This window comes from Desulfitobacterium sp. (assembly GCF_982384815.1).
Genome location: NZ_CEVWNY010000008.1, coordinates 46,337 through 55,169, shown reverse-complemented (window position 1 = coordinate 55,169; position 8,833 = coordinate 46,337). Strand labels below are relative to the sequence as shown.

At 42.8% G+C, this 8,833-nt stretch carries 8 protein-coding genes; all 8 read left to right on the top strand.

From position 1 onward, the window contains the following. Nucleotides 1-127: 127 nt before the first annotated feature. The 8 genes from AC1U9U_RS02870 (at nucleotide 128) to AC1U9U_RS02835 (ending at nucleotide 8,623) form a co-directional block, all read left to right on the top strand. On the top strand, nucleotides 128-634 hold the full coding sequence (locus tag AC1U9U_RS02870; protein ID WP_479959038.1) for a DUF6323 family protein: 507 nt from the start codon (nucleotides 128-130) through the stop codon (nucleotides 632-634). Then, nucleotides 609-1,985 (top strand): DUF6179 domain-containing protein, encoded by a 1,377-nt coding sequence (locus AC1U9U_RS02865; protein WP_479959037.1) that lies wholly within the window; start codon nucleotides 609-611, stop codon nucleotides 1,983-1,985. Before AC1U9U_RS02870 ends, AC1U9U_RS02865 begins: the two co-directional genes overlap by 26 nt. 130 nt (nucleotides 1,986-2,115) lie before the next feature. After that, nucleotides 2,116-2,502 (top strand): DUF2695 domain-containing protein, encoded by a 387-nt coding sequence (locus AC1U9U_RS02860; protein ID WP_479959036.1) that lies wholly within the window; start codon nucleotides 2,116-2,118, stop codon nucleotides 2,500-2,502. A 176-nt stretch (nucleotides 2,503-2,678) separates the two neighbouring features. Further along, the gene (locus tag AC1U9U_RS02855; protein WP_479959035.1) at nucleotides 2,679-3,437 is read left to right on the top strand and encodes an SDR family oxidoreductase; all 759 of its coding nucleotides are present in this window, start codon (nucleotides 2,679-2,681) and stop codon (nucleotides 3,435-3,437) included. Nucleotides 3,438-3,745: 308 nt separating this feature from the next. Next, the gene (locus AC1U9U_RS02850; RefSeq protein ID WP_479959034.1) at nucleotides 3,746-4,525 is read left to right on the top strand and encodes a sulfite exporter TauE/SafE family protein; all 780 of its coding nucleotides are present in this window, start codon (nucleotides 3,746-3,748) and stop codon (nucleotides 4,523-4,525) included. 211 nt (nucleotides 4,526-4,736) lie between these two features. Further along, the gene (locus AC1U9U_RS02845; RefSeq protein WP_479959033.1) at nucleotides 4,737-5,405 is read left to right on the top strand and encodes an MgtC/SapB family protein; all 669 of its coding nucleotides are present in this window, start codon (nucleotides 4,737-4,739) and stop codon (nucleotides 5,403-5,405) included. Nucleotides 5,406-5,473: 68 nt separating this feature from the next. Beyond that, a complete protein-coding gene (gene aspD, locus AC1U9U_RS02840; RefSeq protein ID WP_479959042.1) occupies nucleotides 5,474-7,096 on the top strand; it encodes an aspartate 4-decarboxylase in 1,623 nt (540 codons plus the stop codon). A gap of 63 nt (nucleotides 7,097-7,159) precedes the next feature. Continuing rightward, complete coding sequence (locus AC1U9U_RS02835) at nucleotides 7,160-8,623, top strand: glycoside hydrolase family 18 protein (protein ID WP_479959032.1); 1,464 nt, start codon at nucleotides 7,160-7,162, stop codon at nucleotides 8,621-8,623. The last annotated feature ends 210 nt before the right edge of the window (nucleotides 8,624-8,833 follow it).

Below are 8,833 nucleotides of genomic sequence, written 5' to 3'. Positions count from 1 at the left end.
ACTAAATAATTTAAGCAATATTATAATTATCCTATTTAACTATATCATATTTGCAAATCAATGTCAATAGGCAAACTTGAAAAAGTTTTTAGCTCCAAAATCTTAGATCAGATGGAGGTGACCCAAGGTGGCTTTGGAAATGATGAGCTTAGCGTCCGTACTGATCCAAAAACAGGCAGTAATAGATATTGAAAAGTGTAATGAATATACTGCCCAATTTGGCCTCACCTTGTCTTATTATCAGGCAATTGAACTGGTGGAAACGCGTACCTATGCCTTGCAAAGCAACGGTCGAATTGAATTCGGGGGAGGAGTTATTCAAAAGATAATTCGTGAATTCTGCCATTCTCCTTATATCTCTAACCATAACTATGCGGAAACTCTCCATGAACTTGTAGAAATATTTTATTACTATAAGAATGGGACTCTCGATTTGCTGAGTGATGATGAATTGATTCATTTTATGAGCAGTCGCTTCAACGGGATTTGTCAGGGATCGTTGGAGCTGCTGTCAGGGCGGGAACTTAACAATATGGCCAGTAATTTGCGATTTGGTTATGCCCCGAATTACTGGGAATACCCTGCAGAAGATGAGGAGGTTCCAGAAGATGAGCAAGATGAAGACAGATATTGAGAAGCAGCAGATCTATATCTCATCCGATCTCAGCAGTGAAGCTTATTTTACAGCCCTTCTTCAGGTAGGATCGGCTCAGGGATATTTTACGAATTCCGAAGTGGAGCAGATTCAACTGCAATGTTTTAGATTCTTAGCGTATAAATGCCAAAAATACAATGGCGGGGAAAGTAGTTCCATAAGAGTTGAAGTCGCCGAAAGTATTATGAAATCCAATCTTTATACCATGGGCCTATATTTGAAACACTTAGGAGAAACCACCAGGGCGATCAATGAACTTAAAACGGTAAGAATTGAGGAAATTTACCAAAGTGGGCGAAAATTAATCACGACCAAGGTGGCGGATACTCAGGGTATTTATGAACAAATTAAAAATAATCCGTTGTCCACCTTAAACTACACCTATAATGCCACGCTCAGCGAAGAGGGGTTGGGACTTTTTTTCTTATCCTACAAGCCGGATTATGAAGCCCACGAAATTCCCGCATCTATTGATTATCAACTGTGCAACCCTATAAACCAACTGACGGGTGTAGAGTTCATGAACAGGTATTTGGAAAGTTTACGGCTCGAAAATGAATTTTGCATAAAGTTTTCTGCAAAGGCTGTTCATCACTTGCTTTGCGGATATGATAAAGGGTACGAAAATTTGCTGATCAATATCTTTCAACAGGTTCTTACTTCCGCTTTGGCATGTGCCCTAGCTAAGCGCAGCGTTCTTAGTTTGGCCATTTCCTGTGCGGATATCGAACGCCTGCATGATGAACTATTACAAGACAGCTCTGAAGCAAGGGCTTTGAAGATCAGCAAAGCTGCAGTGCAGGTATTGGAAGAGTTAAACATTAATGATACTTTCCTAAGGGAATATGTAGCAAAAAGCCTTCCCCAAATTCTTGCTGATATCTCTCAAGGATTGGAGCTAAACACTTTGGATAAAATCTTCGTAGTTCCCTTCGATCCTGATTCAGTCCCCAAAATCATTTTTTCGACCGGTTATAAGATGGACGATGAAGAATATCGCAAGTTGATTGACGAGTTGCTTGTTTGCCGCAGTCTTGAGGATAAACTTCAGCTCATCAAAGAGCAAGTTAAGTCCTTTGACGATTTGGAAGACCTGCTTACCGATGCCTTGCTGGAGGAAGAGGAGGTCATTCAGGTGCTGGATTTGCTGGGTGATGTAGAGGTTGCAGCACTAATCAAAAGACACCCCTGCGAAGAAGATAGGCAAGCCGTATATTTGCCGATGGCCGAGCAGACTATGCGGAGATTTCTGAATTCCTATTTGGAACGGCTGGACGATGACCGGAAAAATCGGGTTTTAGAAATGATCTGCTTTCTTGAAGAGCAATAAGCGAGTGGATTCAAGCAGCATTTTAGATAAGATTAGTAATTTTGAGTATACTAAAGTAATCATTAGACAAAATGATAACCTTTTTGACAGATATCTGTTTTTGCTACGCTTATTTATAAGGGGTGTTATTATGATTTATGAAATATTGCCTGAGGAACCTGTTCTGAAGAATCGAAAAGAAATCGAGAAAGAAGTTAATCGCCGTCTGGTCCATGGGGTGAAGTCGGCGAATTTGGAATATGATGCTCTTTTTAGTGCAGAGAAAGCAAGCTTAAACAAGGATGCCGAGGTTTTGGGCATGCTTTTTCACCGCATGTTCTTTTACCGGCTCAATGAAAAGTTAGAGGGTAACCGCTGTGATCACACCTATCGTTTTAGTCGCCAGATCCTTACACAGATGCAGCTAAGTCGCGGAGAAATCAACGATATCTTAGAGATATTTAAAAAGAATGGCGGAATATGTGATTGTGAGGTTCTCTATAATGTGGAGAGTCTCCTAATCGGAAAAGATAATTAACTATAGCCATTATCCAAATAATAAGGTAAAATAGGGTAATTAATAAGTATTCTAAATAATGGGTACTATTATTGAGTGTTTAAAGGGGGATAGTAGTTAGAGATAAAGATAAGAATGTGTAAAAACATCGGGTGAAGGTAGAGGAAGCAAATAATTTTCTTTGAGGAGGAAACTAAATGAAACTTAAGGACAAAGTAGCGATAGTGACCGGTGCGGCTTCCGGAATGGGGAAACAGATTGCTCTCCTTTACGCTAAGGAAGGTGCTAAGGTTGTTGTGTCTGATCTGAATTTGGAAGGGGCAAATTTGGTTGCCGATGAAATCAAGGCAAAGGGTGCTGCAGCCTTTGCCATCAAAACCAATGTTGCCTTGGAAGAAGATATACAGACCTTAGTTGATACGACTGTCGGTACCTATGGTACAGTTGATATTCTCGTGAATAATGCGGGAATTATGGATAATTTTGAACCGGCTGCCGATATAGAAGATAAGAATTGGGAACGGGTTTTTGCTGTCAATACTACCAGTGTTATGCGTTCAACCCGCAAGGTGCTTCCGATTTTCTTGGAGAAAGAAAGCGGGGTCATTATAAATATCGCCTCGGCAGGCGGTTTAAATGGAGCACGGGCTGGAGCAACCTATACTGCATCTAAGCATGCAGTGATCGGCTTCACCAAAAATACCGGCTTTATGTATGCCCAGAAAGGTATTCGCTGTAATGCTATCGCTCCGGGAGCGGTGGAGACTAATATCGGTTCAACGATTACGAATCCTAACCAGTTTGGTATCTCCCGCCAAATGACAGGCATGGGTACCAATCCCCGGACCGGAAAGCCTGAAGAAATCGCTCAGGTGGCCTTGTTTTTGGCGACTGAAGATTCCAGCTTTGTAAATGGAACGGTTATTGTAGTAGACGGTGGCTGGTCATCTTATTGATAGAGGCTAGGGATGGGCTGCTTACGTTTTCGTGTTGCCAGGTAAGTGCAAAAGACCATTGTTACGATGGTCTTTTGACTTTTTAGGGAGTAGCAAACATATCGTCATGCAAGACATCTGGGGTCGGTTCCATCGGTGATGATACTTGGACCGCGGCCTGGCACTATGTCCGGTGAAACATACTATGAGGCGCAGCCCCACCTGGGAGATTCAGGAGAGAAATTTTAAACTGCCAATGATATAATGAAGCACATGCGATGTTGGTTATGTTATTGTTATGTGCTACATAAATCTGGAGGTTGAATTAGATGAATATATTGTTGATTGGCTTGGTTATTGGTCTATTATCGGGATTTTTCGGCGGACTCGTTGGCTTGGGCGGCGGAATCATCATGATCCCTCTTATGGTAGGTATCTTAAAAATCAACCAACATATGGCTCACGGTACGAGCTTGGTCGGTGTGGTCTTTACGGGGATCTCGGGTGCTGTAACATATTCCTTAAGCGGTTCCATTGAGCTGATACCTGCCCTGATTTTGGCTTCTACCGCAATGATTACTGCCAGAATAGGAGCCCGTTATGCGACATCCCTTCCGGAATGGAAACTCAAAAGATCCTTTGGATATTTTCTGTTTTTTGTAACTATACTTTTGTTGCTGAAGCCATATATCGGGGAATTTTCTCTTTCGTCAACACTATGGCAAAAAACAATTATCTTATTATGCATCGGTGCTTTGACCGGATTCCTCTCCGGGATGATGGGAGTCGGGGGTGGTTCTATCATGGTGCCGGCTATGGTAGTTTTTGCAGGTATGGGTCAACAGATAGCCCAAGGGATTTCTCTACTGGCAATGATTCCGGCATCGGCAACCGGTGCCTTTACTCATTGGCGCAACGGGAATGTTCACACGAAAATATTGCCGGGTTTAGTAGTGGGCATTCTACCTGGTACATTTTTGGGCGGTTCCTTGGCCCATATGTTACCTGAGGTTGCTTTAAGAATTATTTTTTCAATCGTGGCTATTTATACAGGCATAAAGAATGTCAGGGCTAAAAAACCAAAGAATGTTGAGGAATTGCCTAACTAAGTACAGCTAAATCTTTATCGTTCTTGTGGCTTTGAGGTCACTTCAACCATGGATTATTATGAGTAGTAATAGCGTATAGGGTTATGCAACAGAAGAGGCCATCTAAGGGGATGGTCTGTTTGCTTTTTTCCTACGTAAGATGAAGTTAAATGTTATAATCTATTTACTAAAGTATTATTTTTGGTACATATTAGCTTTAGGGGGTGCTTGGATGATTATTAATGAATACGAGATAACTTTGAGGTTGCTTGTAGCATGTATTCTGGGTGGAATTGTCGGTTGGGAGAGGGAAAAAATCCATAAGCCTGCGGGTTTGAGAACTCATATTTTAGTCGCTCTGGGCTCGGCTTTGGTAACGCTTATTTCGATGTATGCTTTTACATCCTTTAATTATGTAAACAAAGATCCTGCCCGGATTGCCGCCAATATTGTTACCGGAATAGGCTTTTTAGGTGCCGGTACTATCTTGCGGGAAGGGAATTCGGTAAGGGGGTTAACTACTGCTGCGAGTATTTGGGTCGTGGCGGCCATTGGGATGGCTGTGGCAACGGGCATGTATATTTCGGCCTTAGTGACCACTTTATTTGTCTTTTTAACTTTGGACGGTTTCTTTGAAAAAATACTCTTTAAGAATCAGAAACATCTAAAGCTTAGGATTACTAAAGAAAGCAAGATTAGGGAAATCGGCGAGATTTTAAGCAAAAATCAGATGGCTATAAAACATGTATCAGTTCTGCCGATGAACGACTCAGTCGGCATACCGGTTGAATTTAAGATTAGTATTTCTAAAAAAGCTAACTTGGAGCGGGTAATTCATGAGATCATAGGCTTAGACGGTGTATCCCTTATGGAGGGGATAACTTTTGTTCAACATCGATAGGTAAATTGGATAGAGCTTGAAATGGGGGGGTAATATACCTTTGAACAATTATTAGGGAAGTGGTAGACATCGATAAGTTGAACATTCAGAGACAAGAAATCGAAAAGGTATATGGCAAAATCAGCCCCTTCGAATTAAAGTCTAAGTTGATACAATTAGCAAATGGGCAAAGAGAAAAAAGTGCACGAACCTTATTAGATGCAGGTAGGGGTAATCCCAACTGGATTGCGGCAACACCGAGGGAGGCTTTTTTTACCTTCGGACACTTTGCTGTTGGCGAGTGCAGAAGAGTTTGGAACGATCATGATTTGGCCGGCATGCCTAATAAAGCCGGAATTGCCGAGCGTTTCCTAGATTATTTGGAAAAGCATAGTAACGCCCCCGGGACTGAGCTGCTTCGGAAGATCTATAATTATGGAGTCGTTGAGGAAGGTTTTGATCCGGATGAATGGATACATGAGTTAACCGATGGAATTATTGGTGATAATTATCCAATGCCTGATCGTATGTTAAGGCTGATTGAGAAAGTTATACATAGTTATCTGATTCAGGAACTATGCTACAATAAGCCGCCTACCGGAAGATTTGACTTATTTGCTGTCGAAGGAGCTACGGCAGCTATGTGCTATATCTTTGATTCCTTGCTTGCCAACGAATTATTGTCTGCTGGGGATAAGATTGCAATCATGACTCCGATCTTTACACCGTATCTGGAAATTCCTCATTTGCCCCGCTACGATTTTAAGGTTGTAATGATCAATGCCGATGAGTTAACGGCTGACGGCACTCATACTTGGCAGTACCCTGATTCGGAGTTAGCTAAGCTATGTGATCCTTCCATTAAAGCTTTATTTATCGTCAATCCCAGCAACCCGCCTTCGGTGGCGCTCAAGCCTGAAAGCGTAAAAAAGCTGGTTAAGATTGTCAAACATGATAATCCGAACCTAATGATTATTTCTGACGATGTCTATGGAACATTTGTGGAAGGGTTCCGTTCGCTGATGGCGGATTTGCCCTATAATACGCTTGCCGTTTACTCCTTCTCGAAGTATTTCGGGGTTACTGGTTGGCGGTTGGGAACTATTGCTCTCCATCATGAAAACGTATTTGATAAGTTATTAAGAGAATTACCCGCAGATAAAAAGAAGGAGCTAAGGATTCGGTATGCGGGCATCTCGACAAACCCGGAAGAGATTCCATTTATTGACCGGATTGTCGCAGATAGCCGCCAAGTAGCACTCAACCATACAGCCGGTTTATCGACACCTCAACAGGTGCAAATGGCGTTCTTTGCGATTTTTGCTTTACAGGATAAGGTGAATAGATATAAACAGCAAACCCTTGCTATTTGCCATCGCCGTCAAAGGCTTCTTTTTGAAGGACTTGGCTTGGATTTAAGAAAAGATCCTTATGACGCGGCCTATTATACGGAATTTGATCTTCTTGAATGGGCCAATCATCATTATGGAAGTGAGTTCGCAGAGTACCTTCGGAATAACTATCAGCCTATTGATGTGCTTTTGCGATTAGCGGAAGAATCCTCTATTGTTCTCTTGAATGGGGGAGGGTTTCAGGGACCGGAGTGGTCTATACGGATATCGCTGGCCAATCTTAAAGATGAGTATTACTTGGAGATCGGCAAGTTTCTTCACAAAGTTATGGAGGAATATGTAAAATCATGGCGTAAATAACTGAGGATAGAACACATTTGGATAGGTCGGGGAATAGAGTTAATAAGGAAAGGAGGCCAGGTAATGCTGATCCATGTTGTTAAACAGGGTGAAGATCTATCCTCGATTGCGCGGACTTACGGTGTGAGCTCCCGGGAAATTGCCAATTTGAATGAACTACCCGACCCCAATCGTGTACTTGTCGGTCAAGCACTGATTATACCTACCCCTGACCAAATTTCAGGGCAAAATCATACCGTGGTTCCCGGGGAAACCCTCTGGAAGATCGCCCAAAAGTATGGAACCACCGTTGACGCACTGGTTAGACTTAATAATATTGCTAATCCCTCTCTCTTATATCCAGGTCAAGTTCTCAAGGTCACAAGTCGACCGGTAACCCCTTCGCCCAAAACTCATAAAGTGAAATCCGGAGAAACCCTTTGGAAGATCGCTCAGCAGTATAATGTAACAACGCAAGCCTTAATTAGTGCCAATAATATCAAAAATCCCAATCTTATTTATCCCGGTACATCTTTGGTAATTCCCGGTGCCGATCCTCTATTCCCAAGCAGGCCCTCAATAGAAGTGAATGCTTATATTTATAATTTAGGTAGCAATGCAATCGGTCCCATCCAGGAAGTCGGCAAAGACTTAACCTACCTAGCCCCTTTTACTTATGGGATTGAACCTGACGGAACCCTTATTCCTGCCCAGGACGAAGAGGCGATTCAAGCCGCCCGAGCCCAAAGAGCTGTCCCCATGATGTGTATTAATAACTTTACGGCACAGCAGGCGGGCTCCAGTGTTGCCCATACCGTGATGGCTGACCCTGCGATAACTGAGCGGCTGTTAGGGAATGTTTTAAGTACAATGAAAGCCAAAGGGTATCGGGGGCTAAATATCGATTTTGAGAATGTCTTACAAGCAGATCGTCAATTATATAATCAATTTGTCCAACGGGCGGTAGATCGTTTGCACCCGGAGGGCTTTTTTGTCTCAACAGCCCTAGCCCCTAAAACCAGTGGTGAAATGAGAGGTTTACTTTACGAAGCCCATGATTATCCGGCCCATGGCCGCATAGCCGACTTCGTGATCTTAATGACTTATGAGTGGGGTTATCGAAAAGGACCGCCACAGGCGATTTCTCCATTTAATCAAATCAAACGGGTTCTCGATTACGCCGTCAGTGTTATGCCTCGCAATAAGATCTTTTTGGGGTTCCAAATCTACGCTCGGGATTGGACACTACCCCATGTCCAGGGAAACGAGGCGGAAACATTTAGTCCCCAAGAGGCGGTTCGGCGGGCTTACCGATATAACGCCACTATTCAATATGACAAAGCTGCGGAATCCCCATTTTTCCGCTATACCGATAGCAATGGAACCAATCACGAAGTATGGTTTGAAGATGCGAGAAGTGCCCAGGCAAAGTTTGACGCAGTAAAGGAATATAATTTGCGCGGTGTTAGTTATTGGGCCCTGGGTTACCCTTATCCGCAAAATTGGCGGCTCTTGGAATCAAACTTTAATATCGTAAAAAAGGCATAGCTAATAAGTCATCCTGAGCGGGGCGGAGGATCTTGTGCAAGGGTTAAGACATCCAGGCGGTACCTCGGAATTATCATTTTCGTGAGATTCGGAACAAATCGTAATGGGTCAAGATGCTTCGCTAATAGCTCAGCATGACATATACGACCTGTCGCTCTATACAAAGTGAGGGATGTTTTGACTTTATCATGAGTGATAACACCTTAAAAA

Bases quoted from the DNA above. Each gene is read 5' to 3' on its own strand.
- AC1U9U_RS02865 (WP_479959037.1), top strand. From the start codon at position 609: ATGAGCAAGATGAAGACAGATATTGAGAAGCAGCAGATCTATATCTCA.
- AC1U9U_RS02860 (WP_479959036.1), top strand. From the start codon at position 2,116: ATGATTTATGAAATATTGCCTGAGGAACCTGTTCTGAAGAATCGAAAA.
- AC1U9U_RS02855 (WP_479959035.1), top strand. From the start codon at position 2,679: ATGAAACTTAAGGACAAAGTAGCGATAGTGACCGGTGCGGCTTCCGGA.
- AC1U9U_RS02850 (WP_479959034.1), top strand. From the start codon at position 3,746: ATGAATATATTGTTGATTGGCTTGGTTATTGGTCTATTATCGGGATTT.
- AC1U9U_RS02845 (WP_479959033.1), top strand. From the start codon at position 4,737: ATGATTATTAATGAATACGAGATAACTTTGAGGTTGCTTGTAGCATGT.
- AC1U9U_RS02835 (WP_479959032.1), top strand. From the start codon at position 7,160: ATGCTGATCCATGTTGTTAAACAGGGTGAAGATCTATCCTCGATTGCG.